This window comes from Arthrobacter sp. ISL-30, assembly GCF_018613855.1.
Lineage (GTDB): Bacteria > Actinomycetota > Actinomycetes > Actinomycetales > Micrococcaceae > Arthrobacter.
The window spans coordinates 75,929-102,519 of record NZ_JAGGPK010000020.1; the positions used below are offsets into that span (position 1 = coordinate 75,929).

Annotated in this window: 25 protein-coding genes and 1 pseudogene; 21 read left to right on the forward strand and 5 right to left on the reverse strand. The window is 62.7% G+C overall.

Going from position 1 to position 26,591, the window contains the following annotated elements:
* Entirely contained in the window at positions 1 to 825 is an 825-nt protein-coding gene (locus tag J7E82_RS08660; RefSeq protein WP_214862207.1) for an alpha/beta hydrolase, read from the forward strand.
* Between the two features lie 7 nt (positions 826 to 832).
* Positions 833 to 1,462 carry a GNAT family N-acetyltransferase gene (locus tag J7E82_RS08665; protein ID WP_214862208.1) on the forward strand — a complete coding sequence of 210 codons (630 nt, stop codon included), beginning with the start codon at positions 833 to 835 and terminating at the stop codon, positions 1,460 to 1,462.
* On the opposite strand, the gene J7E82_RS08670 is transcribed toward J7E82_RS08665, so the two are convergent.
* Positions 1,414 to 2,706: an ROK family transcriptional regulator gene (locus J7E82_RS08670; RefSeq protein WP_308113716.1), complete on the reverse strand. Its 1,293-nt coding sequence runs from the start codon at positions 2,704 to 2,706 to the stop codon at positions 1,414 to 1,416. The genes J7E82_RS08665 and J7E82_RS08670 overlap by 49 nt on opposite strands.
* 137 nt (positions 2,707 to 2,843) lie before the next feature.
* On the opposite strand from J7E82_RS08670, the gene xylA reads away from it, so the two are divergent.
* From xylA to leuD, 13 genes and pseudogenes are all read left to right on the forward strand, one after another.
* Positions 2,844 to 4,031, forward strand: coding sequence for a xylose isomerase (xylA, locus tag J7E82_RS08675; RefSeq protein ID WP_214862209.1), 1,188 nt, complete (start codon positions 2,844 to 2,846; stop codon positions 4,029 to 4,031).
* Between the two features lie 90 nt (positions 4,032 to 4,121).
* A pseudogene (locus tag J7E82_RS08680) lies at positions 4,122 to 4,478 on the forward strand (FGGY family carbohydrate kinase); the annotation flags it as partial.
* Between the two features lie 8 nt (positions 4,479 to 4,486).
* On the forward strand, positions 4,487 to 4,975 hold the full coding sequence (locus J7E82_RS08685; RefSeq protein ID WP_214862210.1) for a flavin reductase family protein: 489 nt from the start codon (positions 4,487 to 4,489) through the stop codon (positions 4,973 to 4,975).
* On the forward strand, positions 4,975 to 5,376 hold the full coding sequence (locus tag J7E82_RS08690) for a nuclear transport factor 2 family protein (protein WP_214862211.1): 402 nt from the start codon (positions 4,975 to 4,977) through the stop codon (positions 5,374 to 5,376). The genes J7E82_RS08685 and J7E82_RS08690 overlap by 1 nt, the downstream gene beginning before the upstream one ends.
* Before the next feature lie 57 nt (positions 5,377 to 5,433).
* Complete coding sequence (locus J7E82_RS08695) at positions 5,434 to 6,648, forward strand: CaiB/BaiF CoA-transferase family protein (protein WP_214862212.1); 1,215 nt, start codon at positions 5,434 to 5,436, stop codon at positions 6,646 to 6,648.
* Positions 6,645 to 7,457: a citryl-CoA lyase gene (locus J7E82_RS08700; RefSeq protein ID WP_214862213.1), complete on the forward strand. Its 813-nt coding sequence runs from the start codon at positions 6,645 to 6,647 to the stop codon at positions 7,455 to 7,457. The genes J7E82_RS08695 and J7E82_RS08700 overlap by 4 nt, the downstream gene beginning before the upstream one ends.
* A gap of 52 nt (positions 7,458 to 7,509) precedes the next feature.
* Positions 7,510 to 8,454, forward strand: coding sequence for a hypothetical protein (locus J7E82_RS08705; RefSeq protein ID WP_214862214.1), 945 nt, complete (start codon positions 7,510 to 7,512; stop codon positions 8,452 to 8,454).
* Positions 8,451 to 8,816, forward strand: a complete 366-nt coding sequence (locus J7E82_RS08710; protein WP_214862215.1) for a hypothetical protein — start codon at positions 8,451 to 8,453, stop codon at positions 8,814 to 8,816. The genes J7E82_RS08705 and J7E82_RS08710 overlap by 4 nt, the downstream gene beginning before the upstream one ends.
* Positions 8,817 to 8,865: 49 nt before the next feature.
* On the forward strand, positions 8,866 to 9,156 hold the full coding sequence (locus J7E82_RS08715; protein WP_214862216.1) for an antibiotic biosynthesis monooxygenase: 291 nt from the start codon (positions 8,866 to 8,868) through the stop codon (positions 9,154 to 9,156).
* A gap of 47 nt (positions 9,157 to 9,203) precedes the next feature.
* The gene (locus tag J7E82_RS08720; RefSeq protein WP_214862217.1) at positions 9,204 to 10,166 is read left to right on the forward strand and encodes a CocE/NonD family hydrolase; all 963 of its coding nucleotides are present in this window, start codon (positions 9,204 to 9,206) and stop codon (positions 10,164 to 10,166) included.
* Positions 10,163 to 10,849, forward strand: coding sequence for a CocE/NonD family hydrolase (locus J7E82_RS08725; RefSeq protein ID WP_308113717.1), 687 nt, complete (start codon positions 10,163 to 10,165; stop codon positions 10,847 to 10,849). The genes J7E82_RS08720 and J7E82_RS08725 overlap by 4 nt, the downstream gene beginning before the upstream one ends.
* 228 nt (positions 10,850 to 11,077) lie before the next feature.
* A complete protein-coding gene (locus J7E82_RS08730; protein WP_214862219.1) occupies positions 11,078 to 11,239 on the forward strand; it encodes a hypothetical protein in 162 nt (53 codons plus the stop codon).
* A gap of 39 nt (positions 11,240 to 11,278) precedes the next feature.
* Entirely contained in the window at positions 11,279 to 11,878 is a 600-nt protein-coding gene (gene leuD / locus J7E82_RS08735) for a 3-isopropylmalate dehydratase small subunit (RefSeq protein ID WP_214862220.1), read from the forward strand.
* 984 nt (positions 11,879 to 12,862) lie between these two features.
* On the opposite strand, the gene J7E82_RS08740 is transcribed toward leuD, so the two are convergent.
* The 4 genes from J7E82_RS08740 to J7E82_RS08755 form a co-directional block, all read right to left on the reverse strand.
* Positions 12,863 to 13,750 (reverse strand): formylglycine-generating enzyme family protein, encoded by an 888-nt coding sequence (locus J7E82_RS08740; RefSeq protein WP_308113721.1) that lies wholly within the window; start codon positions 13,748 to 13,750, stop codon positions 12,863 to 12,865.
* Positions 13,751 to 13,845: 95 nt separating this feature from the next.
* A complete protein-coding gene (locus J7E82_RS08745) occupies positions 13,846 to 15,684 on the reverse strand; it encodes a sulfatase (RefSeq protein ID WP_214862221.1) in 1,839 nt (612 codons plus the stop codon).
* Positions 15,685 to 15,694: 10 nt separating this feature from the next.
* A complete protein-coding gene (locus tag J7E82_RS08750) occupies positions 15,695 to 16,285 on the reverse strand; it encodes a PadR family transcriptional regulator (protein WP_214862222.1) in 591 nt (196 codons plus the stop codon).
* Between the two features lie 49 nt (positions 16,286 to 16,334).
* Positions 16,335 to 17,906 carry a sulfatase gene (locus J7E82_RS08755; protein WP_214862223.1) on the reverse strand — a complete coding sequence of 524 codons (1,572 nt, stop codon included), beginning with the start codon at positions 17,904 to 17,906 and terminating at the stop codon, positions 16,335 to 16,337.
* 272 nt (positions 17,907 to 18,178) lie between these two features.
* On the opposite strand from J7E82_RS08755, the gene J7E82_RS08760 reads away from it, so the two are divergent.
* The 6 genes from J7E82_RS08760 to J7E82_RS08785 all read left to right on the forward strand — a co-directional run bounded on the left by J7E82_RS08760 (position 18,179) and on the right by J7E82_RS08785 (position 26,480).
* Positions 18,179 to 19,705, forward strand: coding sequence for an ABC transporter substrate-binding protein (locus tag J7E82_RS08760; protein ID WP_251041630.1), 1,527 nt, complete (start codon positions 18,179 to 18,181; stop codon positions 19,703 to 19,705).
* A gap of 64 nt (positions 19,706 to 19,769) precedes the next feature.
* The gene (locus J7E82_RS08765; RefSeq protein WP_214862225.1) at positions 19,770 to 20,711 is read left to right on the forward strand and encodes an ABC transporter permease; all 942 of its coding nucleotides are present in this window, start codon (positions 19,770 to 19,772) and stop codon (positions 20,709 to 20,711) included.
* Positions 20,708 to 22,558 (forward strand): dipeptide/oligopeptide/nickel ABC transporter permease/ATP-binding protein, encoded by a 1,851-nt coding sequence (locus tag J7E82_RS08770; RefSeq protein ID WP_214862226.1) that lies wholly within the window; start codon positions 20,708 to 20,710, stop codon positions 22,556 to 22,558. The genes J7E82_RS08765 and J7E82_RS08770 overlap by 4 nt, the downstream gene beginning before the upstream one ends.
* Positions 22,555 to 23,391 (forward strand): ATP-binding cassette domain-containing protein, encoded by an 837-nt coding sequence (locus tag J7E82_RS08775; RefSeq protein WP_214862227.1) that lies wholly within the window; start codon positions 22,555 to 22,557, stop codon positions 23,389 to 23,391. Before J7E82_RS08770 ends, J7E82_RS08775 begins: the two co-directional genes overlap by 4 nt.
* Positions 23,392 to 23,398: 7 nt before the next feature.
* Positions 23,399 to 24,769 (forward strand): sulfatase, encoded by a 1,371-nt coding sequence (locus J7E82_RS08780; RefSeq protein ID WP_214862228.1) that lies wholly within the window; start codon positions 23,399 to 23,401, stop codon positions 24,767 to 24,769.
* A 64-nt stretch (positions 24,770 to 24,833) separates the two neighbouring features.
* The gene (locus J7E82_RS08785) at positions 24,834 to 26,480 is read left to right on the forward strand and encodes a sulfatase (protein WP_214862229.1); all 1,647 of its coding nucleotides are present in this window, start codon (positions 24,834 to 24,836) and stop codon (positions 26,478 to 26,480) included.
* Positions 26,481 to 26,591 lie beyond the last annotated feature (111 nt).

The following is a 26,591-nucleotide window of genomic DNA, read 5'->3' on the forward strand; positions in this document are numbered from 1 at the left end:
ATGGCTTCGCAATCCGCGCAGGAAGAGACCGTTCTGGAAGAGAATCTGCCCGGGCAGCCGGCTGGCCTTACTTTTCATCCAGCCACCGCCAGCGGCACAGCGCCCGCCAGTGGCACAGTTCCCGCTTTCCTCGTGCTTCCCGGCGGCGGATATGGGCGGCAGGCGCCGCATGAAGCCGAGCCGGTAGCAGAGTGGTTGTCATCGCTTGGACTTCACGCTTTCGTCCTGCGCTACAGCGTGGCGCCCAATCGCCATCCCGCTCCGCTTAGCGATGCCCAGGCTGCGATGGCATGGATCAGGTCCGGGAGGCATGGGCTGCAGGTGGATGCCTCGCGGGTGGGGGTGCTGGGCTTCTCGGCCGGTGGCCACCTTGCCGCAAGCCTGGGCACGACGGACTCGCCCCTGACGGCTCCGGATCTTTCGGTGCTGTGCTACCCGGTGATTTCCTTTACCGACCATGCACATCAAGGGTGCGTCGATAACCTTCTGGGCCCTTCACCGTCGGATGATGACCTTAGGTCAGTGTCGGTCGAGCAGCACGTCACAGCTCAGACACCGCCGGCATTCCTTTGGCACACTTTTGACGACCAGGCCGTCAGCGTCGAGCACAGCATCCGCTTCGCCGCCTCCCTGCGTTCAGCAGGCGTCCCCGTCGAACTGCATATCTTCCCGCATGGGCGCCATGGCCTTGGACTGGCAAGTGGCGTGCCAGGCGCCTCTGCCTGGCCCCGCTTGTGCGAGTCCTGGCTTGAGCAGCGAGGATGGATCCACCCCATGGCCGCACCCACGGCTTCCAGCCGTTTTGGCGGCAATCTGAAGGGTTGACGGTGTGATGGAAAGCGACGCTAAAGGGTTTGAGACCAGTACGGGCAGTGGATCCGGCCTGACTACCTCACCTGCCTCCTGGCCCGACGTCGAGTCCCTCTTCGGCGCTCGCGGTGAACCTGCCCGCTGCTGGTGCCGCTGGTTCATCCTGACCGGCCCACAATGGCGCGAGTCCTGGCCCGAGGAGCGCAAGGCCCTGTTGAAGACCCGTTTTGAGCAGGATGCACCGGAACCTGGCGTCCTCGCGTATCGAGACGGGAAACCGGTCGGCTGGTGCGCCGTTGAACCCCGGTCCTGCTATCCGCGGGTCCTCAATTCCCGCCTCTTGCGGCATTCGGCCGACTCAAAGGAGGACGAGGACATTTGGGCAGTGACCTGCTTCGTCGTGGCTCCGAATCAGCGTCGCACGGGAGTCGCTTCCGCTTTGCTGGCAGCCGCCGTCGAACATGCCTTCAACCACGGTGCGACGATCGTGGAAGGCTACCCGGTGGATCCGGAAGTGCGACCGAAGGCCGGTCCGTCGGACCTCTACCATGGGACGGTGAACCTCTTCACGGCCGCCGGCTTCACCGTTATCGACACGCCGATTCAAGGGCGCGCGGTAGTGCGGCTGGAGCAAGCAACAGGGCTCCCGTAGCCTCGGGCCGCGGCCGGAATCAACACGTGTGGGGATTCCAGGATGGACTGTATGGCGCCGCCGGCGGCCCCCAGGAGCGCCGCTGATTGATCAAGGGTGGAAAGCATCACCGATTCGGACTCCAGCAGCCCAGGGGCGTGGATTTCCAAGCTGCGTTGCAGTGCGGGCCGGATCCAGTCGCCCAGCAGGGCGAAATGTCCCCCGAGGACCACGGCTGGCAGGTCCATGATTCTGGCAGCCGAGACCAGGGCGAGCCCGAGGTAACGCCCGGCATTTTCGACCGCAGTAACGGCGTGCCCCTCGCCGTTCCGCAGCGCATCAAGGAGCCCAGTCAGGCGTACTGATACAGGGGACGCCGCAATTCCGGCCGCAGAAAGGATGGCCTCGAGCCCGGCGAAGGTTTCCAGGCAGCCTCGTCCGCCGCAGGAGCAGTCCGGACCATCGGGATGGACCACCACGTGGCCCAACTCCCCGGCGTACCCTTGGGGCCCGACGAAGAGCTCGGAGGCTACGACCAGGCCGGCGCCGACGCCGACCTCCCCGGAGACGAAGACAAAGTCATGGAGCTCCCGTCCCCGCCCGTACCAAAGCTCTGCGAGCGCAGCACTGTTGGCCTCGTTGGAGAGCAGTACGTCGAAGGCTGCCGCCGGGAGAAGATCCCTCACTTCAAGTGTCACTGAGGACCAGTGCAGGTTTGGTGCGGAGACTATCGTCCTGCCAGCCGAATCAACGAGGCCTGGCACCGCCAGGCCTCCGCCAAGGATCTGCGTGCCCGTGTCCCCGGCGGCCTTGAGCACAGGCTCAAGCAGCCGCGAGATCTGCTTAATGACGCTGCGCGGATCCGCGCCACTGTTTTGTGCCTCTTCGGAGGTGTGGAAGCGCAGTGCTCCATTCAAGTCAACCAGTCCCGCAGCAAGATAATCCACGTTGATCTCCAGCCCGATGACAGCGCGCTGCGGATTCAGCTGGAGCCCCACCCCGGGCCGTCCGCGTTCGCCGTCGCGATTCAGGCCGAGTTCACGGATGAGGCCTGATTCGATGAGGTCAGCTACAAGGCTGGAGACGGAAGCCTTGGTCAGGCCGTTCGCCGCTGCAAGCTGCGCCCGCGTGGGAGCGAGCCCCGGCCCCGCGGCTGCAATCCCTTTGAGCACCAGCGCCAGGTTGCCGCGGCGCACATCGCCAACTCGGCCTGGAAGCGCAACCCCGCGCCTTGCCGCCGTCTCCATTGCGCCTTCTTTCGTCACCACTGCCTCCATAGCCGGCAAAGGGAAGATCTTCCCCTCATCCATTGACCTTAGTCCACCACAGACCATATAGTTCAGAACGAAAACTAATGCGGAATGTCAGCCGCCCCACCATACTCAACTGCAAGGAAGCAATCATGAGCTTGAAGCCCAGCCCCCAAGACCGTTTCACCTTCGGCCTTTGGACCATCGGATGGACGGGTGCCGACCCCTTTGGCCAGGCAACGCGAACGGCCCTGGACCCCATTGAAGCCGTTCACAAGCTCAGTGAAATCGGCGCCTACGGCATGACCTTCCACGACAACGACCTCATCCCCTTCGATGCCTCGTCGTCCGAGCGCGAACTGATCCTGAAGAACTTCAAAGCGGCGCTCGCCGAAACAGGCCTCAAGGTTCCGATGGTCACCACGAACCTCTTCAGCCATCCGGTCTTCAAGGACGGCGGCTTCACCTCCAACGACCGCTCCATCCGGCGATTTGCCTTGGCCAAGGTGCTGCGGAACATCGACCTCGCGGCGGAACTTGGCGCGGAGACGTTCGTGATGTGGGGCGGGCGCGAAGGCAGCGAGTACGACGGCTCGAAGGACCTCTCCGCCGCCCTTGACCGGATGCGGGAAGGCGTGGACACGGCCGCCGGCTACATCAAGGAGAAGGGCTACGGACTCCGGATCGCCCTTGAACCGAAGCCCAACGAGCCCCGCGGCGACATCTTCCTGCCGACGGTCGGTCACGGGCTCGCCTTCATCGCGCAGCTTGAGCATGGGGACATCGTGGGCCTCAACCCCGAAACAGGCCACGAGCAGATGGCCGGCCTGAACTTCACGCATGGCATTGCCCAGGCTCTCTGGGCAGGAAAGCTCTTCCACATCGACCTCAATGGCCAGCGCGGCATCAAGTACGACCAGGACCTCGTGTTCGGCCATGGCGATCTCACCAGCGCCTTCTTCACAGTGGATCTTCTCGAGAACGGCTTCCCCAACGGCGGCCCGAAGTACGACGGCCCTCGACACTTTGACTACAAGCCATCCCGCACGGATGGCTATGACGGGGTCTGGGAATCGGCCAAGGCAAACATGTCCATGTACCTGCTGCTGAAGGAACGGGCCCTCGCCTTCCGGGCAGACCCGGAAGTCCAGGAAGCCCTCACGGCTTCCGGAGTGTTCGAACTCGGCGAACCAACTCTTGCTGCTGGTGAGACGGCGTCCGCGCTGCTGGCCGACGCGTCTGCCTTCGCGGAGTTCGACGCAAACGGCGCCGCGGAACGCTCCTTCGCGTTCATTCGGCTCAACCAGCTGGCTATCGAGCACCTGCTCGGCGCCCGCTAGGCCTTTCCAGACAACTACACCTCAACCGCCGCCGTCGGGTCCTCCACGCAAGTGCAGGATGCGACGGCGGCCCTGCAGAAAGTTCCAGTCATGCCATTGGTCGCGGGAATCGACAGCTCCACCCAGTCCTGCAAGGTGGTGATCCGGGATGCCGATACAGGCGAACTGATCCGCGAGGGGCGGGCGTCGCACCCGGCAGGCACCGAAGTGCACCCTGAGCATTGGTGGTCCGCCCTTCAGGAGGCCCTCGCCAGCGCCGGCGGGCTGGACGACGTCGTGGCGGTCACCGTCGCAGGCCAGCAGCACGGCATGGTCTGCCTCGACGAAACCGGCGACGTCGTCCGCCCGGCCCTGCTCTGGAACGACACGCGCTCGGCCAAGGATGCCGAAGAGCTGATCCTGGAAGCCGGAAACGGCGACTCCGCGAGCGGCGCGGAACACTGGGCAAAGTTGCCATGGGCCGCATCCCGACCTCGGTGGCCGTCGTTACCGGGCATGGTCCCGAAGGCCCGGTCGGGATGACCGTCGGCTCACTGGCAACGGTTTCGCTCGATCCGCCCCTGGTGACCTTTTTCGCCATGAAGGAATCCCGGTCCTTCGCCGCCCTGCGCAGCCTGGACCGCATCTGCATCAACGTCCTGGACGAGGATCACGCCGACGTGTGTTTTGCCTTCGCCTCCTCATCCGGGCCGAAGTTCGCCGTCGGCGACTGGGACATGGACCGCGGGGACGCACCTGTTCTCCGGACAGCTGCAGTAGCCATGCATTGCGGGATTGGCCCTGTGTATGAAGCCGGCGATCACTACGGCCTGATGGCACGACTGACGGACCTGCGCACAACGGACACCCGCCCCATGGTTTTCTACCGGGGCCTGATCTCACGGCTGCACCCGACCACCGGGCGTCACGCAAAGACGAACCGCCTCGACTGGTGGGCGCACTGATGTCCCACTCTCCGGCGGAGGTACGGCACGCGGTGGAGAATCTTCTGGGCCGGTACGCCGAGTACGCCGAGTACGCCGATGAACGCGACGCGGCCGGCGTGGCCGAACTGTTCAGTGACGCCGTTGTCAGCTTTGCCGGGACAACGCTGGGCACGGCGGACGAAATCTCCGGGCATTACGGGCGCATCTTCGCAGCGGCCCCGCCCAGCCGGCACGTGCTGACCAACATCATTGTCGATCGCGCAGGTTCCACGGCCACCGCCCGGTGCCGTTACAGCCGCTGGGCCATCGAACCGGACGCGAAGCTGCTTGCACTGGGCGATTACCGCGCCACTTTCGCCGGCGCCGAGGGCGCCTGGAAGTTCATCTCGTTCGAGGTATCCCGCGCCTGGCAGGCCTAACACCCCGTTGCACCGTCAGAACCTACCCCCCAAGCTGTTTTTCAACGAAGGAACCACATGTCATTCCCCCTGGCCCAGCAACCGGAGACAACACCCCGGGCGCGGCCGCTCGACGGCGTCGTCATCGCCGACTTCTCCAGGGTCCTGGCAGGCCCCTACGCCACGATGCTCCTCGCGGACATGGGCGCTGAAGTCATCAAGGTCGAAAGCCCGGCCGGCGACGATACCCGTTCCTGGATCCCCCCGGTCCGCCCTGACGGCGTTTCGACCTACTACGCCGCGATCAACCGCAACAAAAAATCCGTGGTGCTGGATTTCAAGGACCCTGACGGTCTTGCCGCGGCGCAGGCACTGGCCGCCCGCGCGGAAGTCGTCATCGAAAACTTCAAGCCCGGCGGCCTGAAGCGGTTCGGACTCGACTACAAGTCGGTAAAAGAGCGCAACGAGTCCGTCATCTACTGCTCCATCAGCGGCTTCGGCACCGCGGAGGGCTCCTCGCTGCCGGGCTATGACCTGATCGTGCAGGCGATGTCCGGGCTGATGAGCCTCACCGGCGGACCCGAAGGCTCCCCGTACCGGGCCGGGATCAGCGTCTTTGACGTCATGGCCGGCCTCCACTCCACCATCGGCATCCTCGCCGCTCTGCGCCACCGCGACCAGACCGGGCAGGGCCAAAGCATTGAGACCTCGCTGATGGCATCAGCCATGAGCGGGCTGGTCAACCAGACCTCGGCGTATGTCGCCGGCGGCGTCACCCCGCACCGGATGGGCAACGCCCATCCCAGCCTCTTCCCCTACGAACCGCTTCCCACGGCCGACGATGAACTGATCGTCGCAGCCGGCAACAACGGCCAGTTCCGCAAACTGTGCGCCGTGCTCGGGGTGCCTGAACTCGCCGATGACCCCCGCTTCGCTGAGAACAAGGACCGCACCGAACGCCGCGAAGAACTCCGTCCCCTGCTCGTGGACCGGCTCCGGACCCAATCCGCCGGGTACTGGTTCGACAAGCTCAACGCAGCAGGGGTCCCCAACGGGCCGATCAACAGCATCAAACAGGGCGTGGAATACGCACAGAAACTCGGCCTGGAACCCGTCGTGCAGGTCGGTACTGCCGGGAACCTGGTCCCCGGGGTGCGGAACCCGATCACCTTCTCCGCGACCCCGCCACGGTACGACCTGGCACCGCCGAAACTGGGCGAGCACACCGAAGAAATCCTCGCCTGGCTCGCTGCTCCCGCCGCCGCCCGCCCCTCGACGAAAGAACAAGCATGACCATCACCGCAGAAACCCAGAAACTGAACTTCCCCACCTCCCTGGGCACCTCCACCGCCACGGAAATCCGCCTGCTCGGACAGGACCTCCCCGGCGATCTGATGGGAAAAGTCGGCTTCGGTGAACTCGCCTTCTGGCTCGTCGCGATGCGCCGTCCCACCCTTGGCGAGGTACGGGTCTTCGAATCCGTCCTCGTCGCCCTCGCAGACCACGGCTTCACCCCCACCGCGATTGCCGCCCGCCTGACCTATCTCAGCGCGCCGGACTCGATCCAGGGCGCCATGGCCGCCGGACTCCTTGGCGGCGGCTCCCGCTTCCTCGGCGTCACCGAGGACTGCGGTAAATTCCTGGCCACCGTCCTGGCCGCTCACGAGGGTGCGCTGCCGGACACCGACGAGGAATGGGACGAACTCGCGCTGCACGCCATCAAGGCCCAGCGCGCCGAGGGCAAGTTCGTTCCGGGCCTGGGGCACCCCAACCACAAGGACGGGGACCCCCGCACACCCGTGCTCATCGGCATCGCCGACGAGGAAGGGCTGCGCGGACCCCACCTACGGCTCTTCGAAGCCATCGGCAGGATGAGCGAGCAGGCACTGGGCCGGAAACTGCCGCTGAACGGCGCCGGCGTCTGCGGAGCGGCGCTGGCCGACCTGGGACTGCCCACCGATCTGCTGCGCGGTTTCGCGCTTCTGGCCCGAGCGGCAGGCCTGCTCGGACAGATCGCCGAAGAACGCCGCAACCCGATCGCGAACGACATCTACATGACCGTGGACCGCAACGCGGCCTACGTCACCCCCGAGAACGACTAGCCACACAACCAGCGCTGCCAACGACGGCAGCGAAGAGCACAGGGAGAGAACCATGGCAGAACTGACCGCCGTTTTGGCCAGTACACACCACCCCTTCTACCTCAAGGCGACCACCGCGCCGCCCGAGGAACGCATGCCCCAGGCAGACGAATGGAAGCGGAAAGTCGAGGCATACCGCGAAACCCTCACCGCCGCTGAGCCCGACATCCTGGTCATGGTCGGCGCCGACCATTTCCACCAGTTCTTCCTGGACAACTACCCGACATTCATGATCGGTAAGCAGGAAAAGTACGACGCGACGTTCTACAACGAGGAACGCGAATTCGGCATCCCGAAGTACGTCCTCGACGGTGACCTGGTGCTCTCGAACTTCATGCACCAGGGCCTGCTGGATGAAGGGTTCGACTTTTCCTTCAGCCACGAACTGAAGATCGACCACTCCATCATCTGCCCGATCATCACCGTGCGCCCTGACGCCGACCTGCCCGTGGTGCCGATCTACACGAACATCTTCGCCCCGCCGTTGCCCTCGCCCAAGAGGTTTTGGGATCTGGGCCGGATAATCCGCAAAATCATTGACGCCTACCCCTCGGATAAGAAGATCGCCGCCATCGGCACCGGCCACCTGTCCCTGGAACTGGGCGGGCCCCGGATGTTCGGCGAACACGGACCGGACCCGGAATTCGACGCCCAGGCCATCGAATGGCTCTCCACCGGCAACATCGAAGCCATCCTGGAGAACGTCACCCATGAATCCATGGCCAGTTCCGGCAACGCCACGCACGGCTTCATGGACCTGATCCTTATGATGGGCATCGCCGGCCCCGAGAACGCCGACTACGTTGACCAGCTGGACCTCTACCACACCCGTGAAATGTTCATGACCTGGTACCCGAACAAGAACGACAAGATGGCCGAAGCGGCAGCCCGTTCGGCCGCCGAGGCAGGCGGTGTCACCGGACCGGTGTACGCGGCAAAGGCAGGAGCGACGGCATGAGCAAGTACTACGTGAACAAGTTCCTCTACAGCATCGACCGTGACCCGGAATGGGTCGCCCGCTACAAAGAGGACCCGGCAGCTACGATCGACCGCTGGGAGAAGGAAGTCGGCATCTGGCTGAACAGCGCAGAAAAGACCTCCTGGCTGTCCTTCACCGAAGACGAACGCCGCGCGCTGATCAACTCTGACTACGAATGGCTCTTCGCCTACGGCGCCCACTTCTTCCTCTACCTCACCCTGTTCATCGGCGTGTTCTCCGACGACTGGACCGAAGAAAAGGGACCGCTGTCCTACCAGCTGGAATGGGCACGGCGTTTGGCGCCGTGGATCGGTAAACCCTACCCGTCCGTGGCACTGTAGCCGTCGCGCCCCTAAACCGGCACCGGGGCCGGAGAAGGGAGTTGGAACCATGATTCTTGAACACGCAAGATTCACTATCCATCCTGGCCAGGAGCAGGCCTTCGAAGACGCCTACCAGCGTCTTCGCGGCACCCTTCTCCAGGCCCCGGGCTGCCGCTCGGCCCAGTTGCACCGCAGCGCCGAACACGAGGGGGTTTACCTCCTCTGGGTCGGATGGGACACCGTCGCCCACCACACCGATCATTTCCCGGAAACGGACCAGGGCAAGGAAGTCATTGCCACCTTCGCTCCCTTTCTGGCCGGTGCCGACGTGAACCACTTCGACGCCGAACCCCTCTGACCGTTCCACCCGTTCGCCAGCGAACCATCACGAGAGAAAGAAAAGCCATGACCCAGCAAGCGGTTAACAATGATGTTGCCTTCCTTCCCGGGAACCCGCCCGAAAACGCCGGGTGGCCAGGAGGTGAGTACTCCCAGACCGTTGCAGATGGAATGCAGATCGACTACAACGTCCGGGTGCCCATGCGGGACGGCAAGAACCTCCTCGTGGACCTCTACCGGCCCGCCGAAACGACGACAGACCTGCCTGTAATCGTGGCCTGGGCGCCTTACGGCAAGCACGGCGCCCTCAGCTTCGCGGGCTGGCCCGGACACGACGTGGGCCTGGACCAGCTCTCCAAGTACGCAGCCTTCGAAACCCCGGACCCCCTCTTCTGGACCCGCAACGGCTACGCCGTCATCATGGCCGACGCCCGCGGCGCCTGGGGATCCGAGGGCGACGTGACCATGTGCGGGCCCGAAGAAGCCGATGCCTGCTGTGACCTGATCGAATGGGCCGGCGAACAGGACTGGAGCAACGGCAAGGTCGGCATGGCCGGCGTCTCCTGGTACGCGGTCATCCAGTGGGCCGTCGCGGCCCGCCGCCCTGCACATTTGGCAGCCATCAACCCTTGGGAAGGCTGGACGGACCTTTACAAGGAAGTCCTGACCCACGGCGGAATCCCGGAAACTCAGTTCGGTGCAGCGCTCGGCCCGCTGATCGCCAACACCCATGGACGAGTCGAGGACATCCCGACCAACAGTATGAACCACCCGTTCTACGACGAGTACTGGCAGTCCAAGGCCCCTGACCTGTCCGCCATTGAATTGCCCACCTACGTTGTGGCCAGCTGGTCTGACCACGGCCTGCACACCAGGGGAACCCTTGAAGGCTTCCGCCGCATCGCCTCCAAGCAGAGTGGCTGGAAGTGCACGGCCGCAAGAAGTGGCAGAACTTCTACGACCAGGACAGCCTGGCCCGCCAAAGGGAATTCTTTGACCACTTCCTCAAGGGTGAAGAGAATACCGTGACGTCCTGGCCCAAGGTCAGGATCGAAGTCCGCGACCGCGCCTACGTTGGCGAAAACCGGGCCGAAAACGAATGGCCCCTGGCCCGCACTGAATACACGCCCCTCTACCTTGACGGCGGCCGCGAGGCCATGAGCAAGGACCCCGCCCCGAATCCGGAAACGATCTCCTACGATGCCGCGACCGGCAAGGTAGTTTTTGAGCACACCTTCGCTGAGGACACCGAAATCACCGGCTACACGAAACTCCGGCTATGGGTCGAAGCCCAAGGGTCCAATGACATGGACCTCTTCGTAGCCCTGCAGAAACTGGACGCTGACGGCAACGAAGTGAACTACCCGTTCTTCTCCACCTTCGACGACGGGAACATCGCCCTTGGCTGGCTCAGGGTCAGCCGCCGGCAGCTCGCGGAGGATTCACGCCCGGAACAACCGCGCTACACGCACCAAACGGAAGAGCTGCTCAGCGAGGGTGACATCGTGCCGGTAGACATCGAAATCTGGCCCTCCAGCACCCTGTTCCACTCCGGGGAAACACTCCGGCTCGTCATCCAAGGCCACGACGTGAACAGCTACGCACACGGCCTTTTCGCGCAAGGCCACACCTACACCCGCAACAGTGGGCAACACATCATCCACACCGGGGACGGACACGACTCACACCTGCTCCTGCCCATCATCCCCTAACCCAGTGGGGTTGCTGCGAACTGACGAAAGCAGCAACCCCACCCACCCACAGCACCGCCCAAGAGAGACACCATGACCAGCATCACTGCCGGGGTAGCAGAAACCGCCGATGAGCCCGCCCCGCACACTGCCACGAGTGTCCCGACCATCGGCGATACAGCCCCTACCCGCTAGGGCTACCGCCGCTCAGTTGTCACCAACTGGCTCGAACTACTCCCCGGCGACACCGTGGTCCTCATCGCAGCCAATAAAGACCGCATCGAAGGAACGATCGACGTCGTCACCAAGGACGGCTCGTACCTCTGGCTACGCCAAGGCCATGGTCAGGGCAGGCAACTCTTCTACCACTGCGACGGATACCAAATCCTCGTCGACCCAAGAGCGGAATAACCCACCCGGACTCACCCGGCGCAAAAGAGAGAAGAATGCGTGGCCTTCCAACCCGTGACCACCGTAGACGGCAAAGCCGTTCCACTCAGACGCAACAACGTCGACACAGACCAGATCATCCCCGCCGTCTACATGAAGCGCATCACCCGCACAGGATTCGAGGACGGCCTCTTCGCCAACTGGCGCCGCGACCCGGATTTCGTACTCAACCGCCCCGAGCGCTCAGAAGCAAACATCCTGATCGCCGGCCCCGACTTCGGAACAGGGTCCTCACGGGAACACGCAGTCTGGGCGCTCATGGATTATGGCTTCCGAGTGGTCATCTCACCACGTTTCGCCGACATCTTCCGAGGCAACGCAGCAAAGTCCGGTCTTCTGGCGATCCAGCTAAACGGGCAACAGGTCGACCAACTGTGGCAAATAGTGGAATCCCAGCCCGAGCTTTCTCTCCGCGTCGACCTAGACGCTCAGAGAATAACCGCAGGTGACCTGGCTATGGGATTCACTGTTGATGCGGACACAAGGTGGAGACTGCTCAACGGCCTGGACGACATTGATTCGACCCTGCAAGACCAGGAATTGATCTCCGCCTTTGAGACCACCAGGCCGGCCTGGCTTCCAACGACTACGTTGACATAGCCACGACAGCGAACGGGCACATGTCAGATACAGATCATGCGGCCCATGGCCCCACATTCTTGGGACGGGAGGCCGGCACTCGGTCACACCACGAAACCGAAAGTCAGGCGCCGCCTCCTGCCCCCAATCAAGCATGCGTCTCATAGAAAAACCACCGAGACTGTACATGATCAATCAGTGGTCCGACGGGCACACGTTTACGTCAATTGCTTCTTTGCCAGCCAAAACTCCCGAAACTGTGTTGGCCAAACGCACGGGTCGTATCGACCCACGTGCTAGCCCACGACTGGAACCTTATCCGCGCGGACAGGCAAGGTTAGGGCATCCGCCGGGTCTGGCGCCGAGGTTCGGGCGCGGACTCGCGTGGCCGAATCGCGAGTTTTGTTAGAGTCAGCCCCTCACCAGCCTGCGGCAAGACGAATTTCTGTTCAGGGAAAGTCAGACCTACCACCCCTGGGGCCCATCACGTCAAGTTTGTACACACCTACCCTTCTAAGGGCCTCTGACTGCGGAAACACTGTGCCCGACTTGGGACGCGATCGGACTCCAACCCTGCAAACACTGGGAACTCCAGAAAAAACACGCAATCCGGCCGATTCCGGCCGGAGTACGATCCAGTCAGAAGCCGAAGGTGTGGACAGTCCACACCTCCTGCTTTCCAGTTTGCTGCACCATTCGTACGACTGCCGCGCCGCCCATGCGGGAGTGCGCCAGCCTTGTCTTGTGCGCGGTGTGGATCCGACCGCTCCTACCACACTCCAGGTCCTGACACGGGAGTCGCCGATGACAGCCACGCCCGGGGACCGGTATATGGGGCACGACACAGGCTCCAGGTCGATGAGCGACATTGACGGTCATTCCCCCTTTCCGAACTTCTCATTGTGCTGTAAGGGAAGAAACTTGCATGACTAAACGCCAACGAGCCCGACGCCCTACACGATATTGCCCTTGCAGGCGTAGTCGCATCGGAACCGCCTGCGGCTGTCAGCGGTCGCTGGCGGCGACAGTGCGGAAGCCGCAGTTGCCGCTGGAGGATTCTGGCGTGTTGGCTGTCCGGGCGGCAACCCGGTAGCGGTTGCAGTAGGAGTCGTGGCAGAGGTAAGAACCGCCGCGCATGACCCTCCCGGCGCCGATGGTGGGTCCTTGCGGATTATCCACCGGCGAGTTGCGGTAGTACTTGGGCAGGAACCAGTCGGCGCACCATTCCCAAACGTTGCCCGCAACTTCGTAGAGACCGTAGCCATTGGGAGGGAAGGTCTTGACTGGTGCGGTGCCAAGGTAACCGTCGTCGGTGGTATTCACTGCTGGGAAGGTGCCCTGCCAGATATTGCAATGGTGCTCCCCGCGGGGAGCGAGCTCATTCCCCCACGCGTAGCGCTTTCCTTCGAGGCCGCCGCGGGCGGCGTATTCCCATTCCGCTTCACTTGGCAGACGCCGGCCGGTCCAGGCGCAATATGCCAGCGCGTCGGAGTGGGAGATATGTACCACCGGATGATCAGGACTATCGCTCCAGTGCGACGCCGGTCCGGCCGGATGAGCCCAGTCGGCGCCCCGAACATTCAGCCACCAGGGCGCGCCGGACGCAGCCCCCAGCACCTCGCTCGTCGGGGCCTGCACTAGCAGATGAAACACCGCGGACGTGCCGTACAGCTCGGCCTCAGTTCGGTAACCGGTCGCGTCGGTAAACGCGGCGAACATACGGTTCGTGACCGCCGTAGTGTCCATCAGGAACGCATTGAGACGCACCTCGTGCACCGGGCCTTCCCCGTCCGAGGGATACCCCTCGCCGAAGGCGTCGCCCATAGCGAACACGCCCCCGGGAATTATCACATCATCGTGCAGGCCGCTGGCAGTTGGGTTCTGGAGGATGATGGGTCGGGAGTCCGACGTCGGGCCCGCAACACCGGAAGGCCGTGCTGCCGAACAGCAGTTTCCGGCCGTCTGGCCGTCGGTACCCCTGCGAATATTCACAGTTTTCTCCCGAGGGCTGCGTTGTGAGAGTGCCGGTCCTCGGCTTGCCTCACGGAGCTGCTCTGGAACCCGACCTGAATGAGGTCCTCGTGAAGGCTCCTGAGATCGGTGTTGGTGATGCTGGGAAGCATCACGGCAAGCTGCCACGGTGACATACTTCCGTTCCGCTTGACGAAGACGGGCGTCGCGACGAACGGGAAACGTTTGAGGAGAACGGACCGGGTTGCATCGTTGCTGAGAAGCTCACGGACTGGGGTGAGGACGCCTGCTGAGGCCGAGGCGAAAGTCCCAGGGTCGTCCGGAAATCGGGGGGGTTCCGCTACCCTTGGCCAAGCCTCTCGGATTTGAAGATGCGTCTCATCAACCGGAGCATCAAAGGGAAGCCCCAGCCGCTCGAACTGTGAGGCCGGTGCCTCGTTGAGCCGCATCTGGACCACGAGCAGATTGATCATACGCAACTCAATTTCATCATCGATCATTGGGTGAAGCTGCTCGGGGTCGGCCTGGACGTCGAAGAGAAGGCAGCCGTAAGAGTATGGACTGCCCACGGCCTGGCCAGGAAGTTCCAGGACGGGAGTGCCCTTAGTGAAGCTGAATGGCGGCGCCAGCCGGGCGGTTCGAAGCTCCTCAGGTGCGAAGCGGGCGTTCATGTGCGTAGGCATCAAGGTGAATTCAAGGAGGGGCCGATTGTCCGGTTCGGCACAGGTGCGCATGTAGACGAAACGGCCGTCGGTTACATTGACGTGGCCGCCATAGCTGCCGAACAAGCCTGCTTCCCGGACGCTGACATCAGCTTTGATGGTATCCGCCAGATCATGCCCCTGCATGTCCACTGGAGCGCGTGCGTCAAAGAACCCAAGCAAGGTGGGTGCGATATCGATCGTCTGCACCAGCGTTGCCCGTCGTTCATCTCTGACCCGGCTGCGGGGATCCCAGATGAAGAGCGGCGTGTGGATATTCTCCTCATACCAGGGTTGAATGTTCTTTCCCCACCAGCCATGCTCACCGAGAAGGAGCCCGTGGTCGGTCATGACGATGAGCATTGTGTCATCCCACAAGCCGTGCTGGTCCATCGAGTCAAGGATCCTGCCTAGCGATGCATCACACATCGTCATTAGGGCCGCGTATTCACGTCGCGCGTGATGAATCGCGGAATCGTTTTCGGTCACGCGACGGTAATCCGGCCAATCAAAATGGGGGCCTTCGTAGTCATGGAGGTAGTGCTGTTTGTGTTCGGAATAACTGAGGAACGGTTCGTGCGGGTCGAAACACTCGATCTGCAACATCCAGTTGTCAGCCGAGCTGTTCGTCTGGATGAACTCCAGCCCGGCATTGACTGTCAGGGTCTGGGGATGATCCTCGACTTGTGTCAGGTACTGCCGGTTGACCCAGTCATGTCGCCAGGCATCGTTGTCGCGCCAACTAACCGATTCCGGAATTTGTGGGTCTGCCACCACTCCCTTCCAACGATCCCCTTCCTGCCCTCGGAAGAACTCGAACGACCTGAACCGGTTGTGGTAAGTGGCACCGCCGTCTTCCCAATAGTGTTGGTGGTCTGTGACCAAATGCGTGTATACGCCGTGGTCACGAAGGATCTCCGGGGTTGAGTCGTCGAAGGGCTCTAATGGACCCCAGGAGCGATGGAGGAAGTTGTACCTGCCGGTGTGGAGTTCACGGCGTGCAGGCATGCACGGCATGCTCCCCCCATAGCAGTTGTCGAATGTGGCAGTCTCACGTGCAAGCCGCTCGAAATTGGGCAGGTGAGTCCAATCGCATCCATAATTTGGCAGGTATTTCCGGTTGAGTGTGTCGAAAAGGACGACAATGACCTTCATTTCAGGATCCTCATTTTCCCGTGGTCTTCTTCTCGATTGTCATTTGGAGTCGCCGCTCCGTTGATTCGAGCCAGGCGATGAGGTTGGACACCATGTAGTGGCCGCGTTCATTCTGCATGAGGAACCACTCAAGATGCCACTGCCGTTCTTCGGGGCTGGCGTCTGCCCTGACCAGGACCTCGTCGAAGGTCCGATCAATGTTCGCTTCGCGTTCTTTTCGATAGGCGAGCTCGATCCGGACAAGTTCGAGGGCCTTCTCCGGTCCTCCACTTCCGGCGAAGCGAAGTCGTACCTGGAAGTCCGGGTCCAGCGGACGTGGCGAGGGAACGTAGGGGGACTCTACCCATTCCTGGAGTGCCGCCAGCCCGTCAGCGGTGATTTTGTATAGCTTCGCATCCGGCCCTGAACTGCGGGGGTCCGGGAAGGGCGTGGCCCATCCCCATTCCACGAGCTTGCCGAGCTGTCGGTAGATCTGGGAGGTTTTGGCTGTGTACCCGACGAAGGGGCCATGTTCCTCGAGCCATTTCCACACGTCATAGCCCGTGCGGTCACCTGTGGACAGCAGCCCCAGCAGGATGATTTCCAGCCGACCCAGTGACACTTTTCCCTCCTTGAGGCGCGGTGTAGGAGCGCCTCTGAGGAGGATATCGCTAGCTCGGGTCACTTGTGCTCATCAACTTCTCGTATCGCTTGCGCATGGCGGCCCGGTCGTTATCCGACACCGGCACCTGTGCATGCCAGGAGGTGTGGGTTGCGCCGTTATTCGGGTTCAGTCTCGCCTGGAGGTCCTCCGCAAGATGGGCCCGGCCAGTATTCCGCAGGTGCTCCATGTACTCATCAGGCTGGTTGTACAGCGTCGGGCCCGCCTGGAGGGCACCCTGCATCGGGTCCGGGAGGGCGCCGGGAGTCCCCGCATAGAAGCTCAGCCATTCGAAGAGGTTGGAGCGCATTTGTGTTGCCAGGTCCGGCTCGATGTCGATGAGGTTATGTGTCAGGTACGGATCCTCAGTGACATTGAAAAGAGACTCCAGTTCAGCACGGAAGCAGCCGGGGTGGTAAGTACGGATGTAGAGGTGGTCCCGTGTCCGGACCGCCCGCTGGTAGGTGTGGGCTCCGTGGCCCCAGACCAGATACGGCCGGGACTTAATGTCTCCGCCGCGGACGGCCGCCGCGTAGGACTGGCCCTGCCACTTTTCGGGCTGCTCTACACCAAGCAAGTCAAGGATGGTCGATGCGTAGTCGATGTTGTACAGCAGCGCGTCGTTGTGCGTAGCGGCGACTCCTGGCTGATCGGTAAGTCCCGGCCAGTGAACGATCATCGGGAGGCGATGCACCGGTTCAGAGGCCAGTCCGTGTTCTGCATACAGGCCGAGTTCGCCAAAGGACTCACCATGGTCTGAGGAGACCACAATGGCCACTTCGTCCGACAGGCCCATCTCCTCTATCGACCGGCGAAGCCTGCCGAACTCCGAATCCCAGAAGTGGATGGCGCCGTCGTAGCCGTTGATCAGATGCTCGAAATCTGCGCGAGTGCGAATTTCGTCGGGCATGTTATGCGGAACCCGAGACTTACGTGGGCCTCCGGAGTAATGCAGGTCCAAGGCGCTGCGGGCGCCGTAGACCTCGGCATGGGCGTCAATCGCCTCCTGATCGGGCCAGGCTGGTGCCGGTCCGGAGGCCGCTGCCTTCGCAGTCCAGGATTCATCCTGCAGGTAATCCGTGTGGGGATCCCAGTAGGTCACGTGCAGGTACCAGTTCTCCACATCGCGGTGACGCTGGATCCAGTCGACGGCGGCATCGGTGATCATATCCGCGGGCTCATCCCCCATGTCAGGAGTGACTTGGACGTTTTCCCGGAAGTTTCCCATGAAGTAGTAGGCCCTGTGCCGTTCGGCGAAGGACGAAACCGCGGCGCACGAATAGCCGGCCGCGTTGAGCGCCTGGCCCAGTAGGGGGCGCCCCGGATGGGGAGCATGGCCGGCGTCGAGACGGAACCGGGCGTCATCGCCAAAGTGGCCAATGACGCCGTTGGAGATGCCATGTTGCCCGCTGGTGAGTGCGGTGCGGGATGGCAGGCACGGCGAATCCGAGCAGTAGTACCGGTCGAACATGACGCTCTTCTGAGCCATCTCGTCCAGATTGGGCGTGATCTTCCGGTCGTATCCGTACGGTCCGGTGTGGTCGGGGCGAAGGGAATCAACATCCACATAGATGATCTTCATCGATCTTTTATCCTGTCCTGTTTCTAGGCGGTGCCAGCGAGTCCAACATCCTGCGGGCTCCGCGTTGTGGCATGTAACAGTTATAGCACTAGTGGAACAGCGTTTGACAGAGTTTATAAAGACCTTTCAGCCCACGACTATGTATCTAGTTTTATAGAAGGGTCTTGTGCTTCACATCACAACGTGCCATTCTCTAGGTAACTGTTCGTCGTGGAGCAGCAGGCAGCGTGCATCGAAGCATCGCATGCCTCCACAGCTGAAAGGACGTAATGATGCGTTTCACCAAAGCAGGCCTGGCAGCGGCCCTCGCCGCCGGCCTCGCGCTGACCGGCTGCGCCAGCGCCGGATCCGACACCCAAGGCCAGACGTCGAAGAGCCTCACCCTTGGCAACGTTCTGGCTCCCGCCACCTTCGAGGCCCGGAACCTGAACTGGGGAAACCAGTCCATCTACTTCCAGGCGGTATACGACAGCCTGCTCAAGCCCTCCCCCAATGGAAAAGACGTTGAACCTCATCTGGCTACCAAGTGGGACTACAACGCGGACAAGACCGTGCTGACGGTGAAGCTGCGTGACGATGTCACCTTCACCGACGGAACACCCTTCACCGCCGAGGTGGCAGCGCAGAACCTCCTTCGCTTCCGTGACGGTACCTCTCCACAGCGGAGTAAGATTCTGGACCTGGCGGACGCGACGGCCAAAGATAAGACGACTCTGGAGATCAAGCTCAAGCAGGCAAACCCTGCCTTCCTTATCTACCTCGCTCAGGCGGCAGGCATGCAGGAAAGTCCGGCGGCCTTTGACAAGCCGGACGTCAAAACTAATCCCGTGGGCTCCGGACCCTACGTGCTGAAGACCAGCGACACCGTCGTCGGCACGTCCTATAAGTTCGAAAAGAATCCGAAGTACTGGGATGCCGGCTCAGTCAAGTACGACCGACTGACGATCAACGTCTACAACGACGCAACCTCCCTACTGAACGCACTTAGAGGCAAACAGCTCGACGCTGCCGCTGTGGGCGACAACAGCATCCTCCCCCAGGTTGAGGGTGCCGGCTTCAAGTTGAACGGGCAGAATCTTAACTTCGCCGGCCTCCTCCTGTTTGACCGCGCAGGGAAGACCAACCCGGCCCTGGGCAATATCAAGGTGCGCCAGGCGATCAACTATGCGGTCGACACAGACGCCATGATGAAGGTTGTCGCCTTGGGCCGCGCCGAATCGACCCGGCAAGTATTCCGCGAGGAATCGCATGCCTATGACGAGAAACTCAATGATAGGTACAACTACGACCCCGCGAAGGCCCGCGAGCTCGTGAAAGAGGCGGGCTACCCGAACGGCGTGGAACTGACGGTCCCGACAAGCTCAGCGTTTCCCAAGCAGCTGTGGCCCCTACTGCAGCAGCAACTCGGAGACGTGGGGATCAAGGTCAACTTGGTAGACGTCGGCCAGAACCTGATCGCTGACCTGCAGGGCCAGAAATTCGGTCTCTCCTACTTCACTCTGCAGCGCGACGCCAACGAATGGCAGCTAATCAGCAACATGCTCTCCCCCACGGCGACATGGAACACCTTCAAATATCAGGATCCGAAAGTCGACGAGCTCATCGAAACGATCCGCACCGCTGAAGGCGATGCGAGGGACAAGGCACTAAAGGAACTTAACACCTACATCGTTGATCAGGCTTGGTTTGCACCTTGGTACTCACAGACTCTGTACTTCGTAACCAACGCCGGCACCAACGTCGAACTCAACGCAGGCAACGCCTGGCCGAACCTCTGGAACATCACCCCCAAGGCCTAGGCCACGGCTTCGGAGGGGACCCATTGGATCCCCTCCGAAGAATCCAACTATTTGAGAGATCATCATGATTACGTTCATCGTGAGAAGGTTGCTGACAGGCCTAGTGTTGCTGGCGGCCATCACCACCCTCGGGTTCACCCTCCTCTATCTAGGCGGCGGCGATATCGCCCGGAAGATCCTCGGCGAGAACGCCGACGAACAGACCGTCGCTCTAAAAGCACAGGAACTGGGACTGGACCGCCCTGTTTTCGCACAGTACGGCGACTGGGTGGTCAACGCCCTCGGCGGAGACCTCGGAGCCTCGTGGTTCAGTGGGCAGCCCGTTGCCGCTGCAATCCTGTCCCGCCTCGCCGTCACCTTGTCGCTGGTCACCGGCGCCGTGGTGCTCATCGCCATCATCTCCGTGACGCTGGGCGTCCTGGCCGCCACCAAACGCGAGTGGATAGACCGCGTGGCCCAAGTCATCGCACTGCTTGGATTCGCAATCCCGAACTTCCTGTTTGCCGTTGCCCTCGTCCTACTGTTTGCACTGACACTGGGCTGGTTCGATCCGACAGGTTACGTCCAGTTCACGACCTCCCCCTCGGGCTGGGCCAAGACAGTTACCCTGCCCGTCGTCGCGCTGGCCCTTGGTGGCATCGCGGCGATAACCCAACAGGTCCGCGGCTCAGTAATTGATGCCCTCCGCAATGACTACGTCCGCACATTGCGCAGCCGAGGAATCCCCGCCCGCCGGGTCATCCTCAAGCACGTGCTCCGCAACGCCGCGGGACCCGCCCTGGCAGTCCTGGCCGTCTACTTCGTCGGCCTCATGGGCGGCGCCGTGATCGTGGAGCAGGTCTTCGCGATCCCGGGCCTCGGCCAGGTAGCGGTCCAGGCCACCACCCAGGGCGACATCCCGCTGGTCATGGGCCTGCTGGTAGCGACCGGCATCATCGTCATCGTCTTCAACCTCCTGGTCGACCTCGCCCAAGGCTGGCTCAACCCGAAAGTGCGTCTCTCATGACCAACCTCGCACACTCCACCGACCCCCAGATCGTCACCGCCCCCCAGGAAACGGCCAAGGTATCGCTATTCCGCAGGATCCTGCGCAACCCCATGGCACTCGGTTCACTGACTTTCCTGGCCGTCGCTGTATTCTGCGCCGCCTTCGCGCAGTTCCTCGCCCCGCACGATCCGAACACCTCCGTGATCTCCAACGTTCTTTCCCCCGCCGGTGGAGAGAACCCCTTGGGCACCGACGGTGCCGGCCGTGACGTGCTCTCCCGGCTCCTCTACGGCGCCCAGTTCAGCCTCGCCGGCGCACTTGTGGCCTTGGCGACGGCACTAGTGATCGGCGTGACAGGCGGACTGCTGGCCGGCTACTTCGGCAAGTGGATCGACACAGGCTGGACCTGGGTCATTTCCCTGCTGATGGCCCTGCCGAACATCATCGTCCTGCTCGCCGCGCGCGCCGTCGTCGGCCCTTCCCTGTGGGCCGCGATGCTGATCTTCGGCATCATGCTCTCCCCCGCGTTCTTCCGACTCGTGTACGCCTCCGTCAGCGCAGTGCGGAACGAACTCTACGTGGACGCCGCACGCGTGTCCGGTCTCAGCGACTCGCGCATCATCGCCCGGCACGTCCTCACCGTCGTCCGTGCACCGATCGTGATCCAGTCAGCCATCGTCGGCGGCATAGCCCTGGCGGTCCAGTCCGGACTGGAGTTCCTGGGCCTGGGCGACATCAAGGTCCCCACCTGGGGCGCGATGCTCAGCGACGGGTTCACGAACCTCTACACGGCCCCAACCCTTATCCTCTGGCCCGCCCTGGCCATCGGCCTGACCCTCATCGCGCTGACCCTGCTCGCCAACAGCCTCCGCGATGAGCTCGAACGCTCCACGGGCCCACGCAAGCAGAACCGCCGCAAGCCCACCAAACCCCAACCCGAGGCTGCCGCGGAGGACATCGTCCGCCACGACGAGCGCGAACCTGAAGGCGAGATCGTCCTGGACGTCTCCCACCTTTCGGTCGGCTACCCCACACCCGACGGCGGTATCAAACGCGTCGTCAACGACGTCTCCCTCACTGTCCGCCGCGGCGAAGTCCATGGACTGGTCGGCGAATCGGGCTCAGGCAAAACGCAGACTGCCTGGTCAATACTGCGGCTCCTGCCCGAAGGCGGAAAAATCGTCGGCGGCTCCATCCATTTTCAAGGCAAGGACCTCGCTACCTTGTCCGAACAGGAAATGGAAAAGCTCCGCGGACGCAAAATCGCCTACATCCCGCAGGAACCGATGTCCAACCTGGACCCCGCCTTCACCATCGGCAGCCAACTGGTCGAGCCCATGCGCATCTGCCTGAAAATCTCCGCCAGGGAAGCCAGGGAACGCGCCCTCGCCCTGCTCGCCAGGGTCGGCATCCCCAACCCCGAGCGCACGTTCGCCGCCTACCCGCACGAAGTCTCCGGCGGCATGGCCCAGCGTGTGCTGATCGCCGGGGCGATCTCCTGCAACCCCGACCTGCTTATCGCCGACGAACCTACCACCGCCCTGGATGTCACCGTGCAGGCCGAAGTCCTGGACTTGCTGCGCGATCTTCAGTCCGAGTTCCAGATGGCCGTCATCCTGGTCACGCACAACTTCGGCGTGGTCGCTGACCTCTGCGACCGCGTCTCAGTCATGCGTCTGGGCAGGATCGTGGAAACCGGGCCCACCCGCTCGATCTTCGCCGACCCCCGCCACCCGTACACTCAAGAACTGCTTGGCGCGATCCTCAGCGAGGCCGAACCCCGCGGCCCACTGGTAACGGCTGGCGCCCCCGGCCAACCCGTCTCCACCCGGTCCGCCTCCAACCAGAAGGGAGCAGTCCAATGAGCACACCTCTGCTGGACATCCAGAACGTCACAGTTGAGTATCCCGGCCACGGGTTCCGGGCCAAGCCCTTCCGCGCACTGCACGACGTCTCCCTCGACGTGCAGGCCGGGGAATGCGTGGGCCTCGTAGGCGAATCCGGCTCAGGGAAAACCACCCTGGGCCGGGCAGTCCTGGGCTTGGCACCCGTGACCAAAGGCAAGGTGATATTTCGGGGCGAGGACATCTCCCACGCCAGCCGCGCAGATCGGCGCCGCCTTGCCAGCGACATCCAGGTTGTGTTCCAGGACCCCTACACGTCCCTGAATCCTTCACTGACCGTGGAGCAGATCCTTTCCGAGCCCCTGACCGTCCGCAAGGTCCCCCGCGCGGAGTCCTGGAAGAGGATCAAGGACCTCTTCGAAATGGTCCGCCTCCCGGCCGATTCCGGAAACCGCCTCCCCCGCGAATTCTCCGGAGGCCAGCGCCAGCGCATCGCCATCGCCCGCGCGCTGGCGCTGAAGCCGCAGCTCATCGTCTGCGACGAGCCCGTCTCAGCCCTGGACCTCTCCACCCAGGCCCGTGTCCTGGAACTGTTCAAAGACATCCAGGAACAGACCAACGTGGCCTACCTCTTCGTCTCCCACGACCTTGAAGTCGTCCGGCACATCAGCCACCGCGTGGCCGTCATGTACCGGGGAGAAATCGTGGAATTCGGCGACGGCGATCAAGTCACCAGCCGCCCCCACCACCCCTACACCCAGAGACTCTTCTTCGCCGCACCAATCGCTGACCCCGTAGCCCAGGCCGAACGGCGCGAAGAACGTCGCCGGCTCCTGGCCGCACAGGGGGCTTAAGGAAGGCATGACGAATATTTTGCTGATCACCGCTGACGACATGGACGGGAACACCCCCGGCTCGTTCGGCGGCCCCGGTGACGCAACGCCCAACCTTGACCGGCTTGCAGCGGAGGGCATGGTCTTCCGCCGCGGCCATGTTCCGGCGGCTGTTTGCCAACCCAGCAGGTCGTCGCTGATGACCGGCCTATGGCCGCATCGCAATGGCGCCGAGGGCTTCGAACCCATCAAGGACGGCATTGGAGTCATCAACGACCTCCTGAAAGACACAGGCTACGTCACTGGGATCTTGGGCAAGGTTGAGCACCTCCAGCCCCTTCAGCGCTTCGGCTGGGACACAGCCGTGAATATGCGGCGACTCGGACTGGGCCGCAACCCGGCAGCCTACGGGAGCCGCGCCGAAGAGTTCATCAAGGCCGCGGGAAGACAGGGACGCCCCTGGTTCCTCATGGCCAACGCGCACGACCCCCACCGCCCATTCCACGGCAGCGAGAACGAACGGCAAACGTGGACCGAGGAAGAACGCGCGCGTTACCCCGAGCCGTCCAGGATCTTCGAGCCGGACGAGGTCACAGTCCCGGACTTCCTCCCCGATCTGCCCGGGGTCAGGGAGGAGTACGCCCAGTACCTGAGCTCCTCGCGTCGGTGTGACGATGTCGTCGGAGAGGTCCTTGCAGCCCTGGAACGCAGCGGCACCGCAGAGGAAACCCTGGTCCTCTTCCTTTCCGATAACGGCATGGCCTTCCCCTTCGCAAAGGCGAACTGCTACCTGCGCAGTACCCTGACCCCGCTCATCGTTCGCTGGCCAGGAGTAACCACCCCAGGCAGCAGCGACGAAGGCTCCTTCGTCAACATCCTCGACCTCTTTCCCACATTCTGCGACGCTGCCGGCGTTACGGCACCTGAAGGGCTGGACGGCCGCAGCCTCATGCCCCTGCTTCGCGGAAACAGGGAGGACGGCCGGGAACGGGTCTTCACCGTGTTCCACGAAACCTCCGCGAAGCAACGGTTCGAGATGCGCTGCGTCCAGGATGGACAGCACGGCTACATCTGGAACGCATGGGCGGACGGCGGAACCCCTTACCGCGCGGAAAACATGTGGGGACTGACGTGGCCCGCGATGCTGGCAGCGGCCGAAGAAAACCCGCAGATACGGGACCGTGTGGACTTCTACCTGCACCGCAGCCGGGAGGAACTTTACGACCTCAAGGCGGACCCCGCCTGCCTTAACAACCTGTCCGGAAATCCCGGCCTTGCCCCGGTCCTGGCTGCCGCAAGAACCAGCATGGCGGACTGGATGGCAAGCACCGGGGACCCCCTCCACGGACTCTTCCAGGATCAAGTGGACGCGGCGGATTCCCTGATCGCCTTCGATTAACCCGAAATGTGAAGCAGCGCCATGACCACGTGCAGTCGAACCATCCGAGCGACCCAAGGAAAAGATGAAGCAGCCGAACGTCCTGTGGATTTCCACCCATGACATCAATCCGGATCTGGGATGCTATTCCGGGGTGTGGCCGGGGGCTGAGTACGCGGTGACTCCCAACCTGGACCGGTTGGCACAGGAGGGGGCCCGATTTGATCTGGCCTTCGCATCAGCCCCTGTCTGCGCTCCCGCCCGGTCTGCAATCTATACGGGCTGTTTTCCAACGGCGATCGGCACCATGCACATGCGCACGAAGGCGGTGCCACCTCCGGAGGTGCACCTGCTGCCTGAGTACTTCCGGCAGCAGGGGTACTACTGCACCAACAATGTCTTCACCGATTTCCAGGTGGACGTTCCGTCCGTGGTGTTCGACGAGCTAAGCCCCACGGCTCACTGGCGAAAGAGGCCGGACCCAAGTACCCCGTTCTTTGCCGCGTTCCACGGCATGACTACGCATGAATCACGGATCTACCTGGACGATGACGCTTTCGCGCGGGAAACGGAGCACGTTGCCGACACCGATCGGCATTACCTGGCAGCGGCTCCGCTGCCCCCGTACTACCCCGACACACCCGTTTTTCGACGGTCCTGGGCGAGGTACGCAGACCTGATCACCGAGATGGACCACTGGGTCGGCACCATCCTGGACCAGCTGGAGGAAGACGGGCTGGCCGAAAATACCATCGTCGTCTTTTGGAGCGACCACGGACGCGGCATGCCGCGGGCAAAGCGGTGGGCCACCGAGGCCGGGTTACGCGAACCTCTGCTGATCCGCTGGCCAGGGATGATCGAGCCGGGTACAGTCCGCACGGACCTCGTGCACACCATGGACCTCGCGCCAACCATGCTCCAAGCATGTGGCCTGCCTGTCCCGCCCCACATGCACGGCACACCCCTCCTCACCAGCGACGGCAGCTTCATCGACAACCCCAACAAATATGTTTACGGCGGCCGGGACCGGATGGATGAAGCAGAGGACACAACAAGGACCGTTCGGGACAAGAGGTTCCGTTACACACGCCATTACCACCCGGACCGCTCCCCCATGCAGCACACTGACTACCCCGACAACCTGGCAACCTGGGCCGAATTCCGGCGCCTTGCCTCAGAAGAAGCCAGGCAGCTGGCTTGCGGAGAGAAGCGCAGCCAGTTCACGAAACTGCAGCGAACGCTCGTCGCGGCATTCAAGGCGGAAGAGGAACTGTATGACCTCACCGCAGATCCCCACGAAACGCGCAACCTCGCCAAGGATCCGGGCCATGCCCCCGTGATCGTCCGGATGCGCGAGGTACTGGGCCAGTGGCAGGAGCGCTACGGGGACCTGGGGCTGCTGGCAGAAGACGAGCTCATCGAAGGCTGGCGTCCCGCGGGGAAGGTTCCATCCACGGCTGCCCCCCAAGTTGTCCCGACGCCAAAGGGCCTGGTGGCGTGCTGCCTAACCCCCGGATCCTCCATCGGCTGGACCACAGACGCTCCCGGTCCGGTTCGCGAATCCGGCCTTATGGACAGAGCCATCGGCGTTCCGGCAGACGACGGCCGTAGCTGGCATCTGTACACCGCACCGGTTACCGTCACCGCCTCCGAGACCGTGTGGTTCAAGGCATGGCGGCTTGGCTACAGGCCCAGTGCCGATGTCGCCGTATCTGTACCCGTACATGCCTGAACCGGAGGCGCCGGCCCCCTCCGCTAAACCAGACAACCCACAAGCCAGTATTTTTTGAACCCCTAAACATAAGGAATTTCCGATGAGCCAAATGCCCGCACCCAACACGCG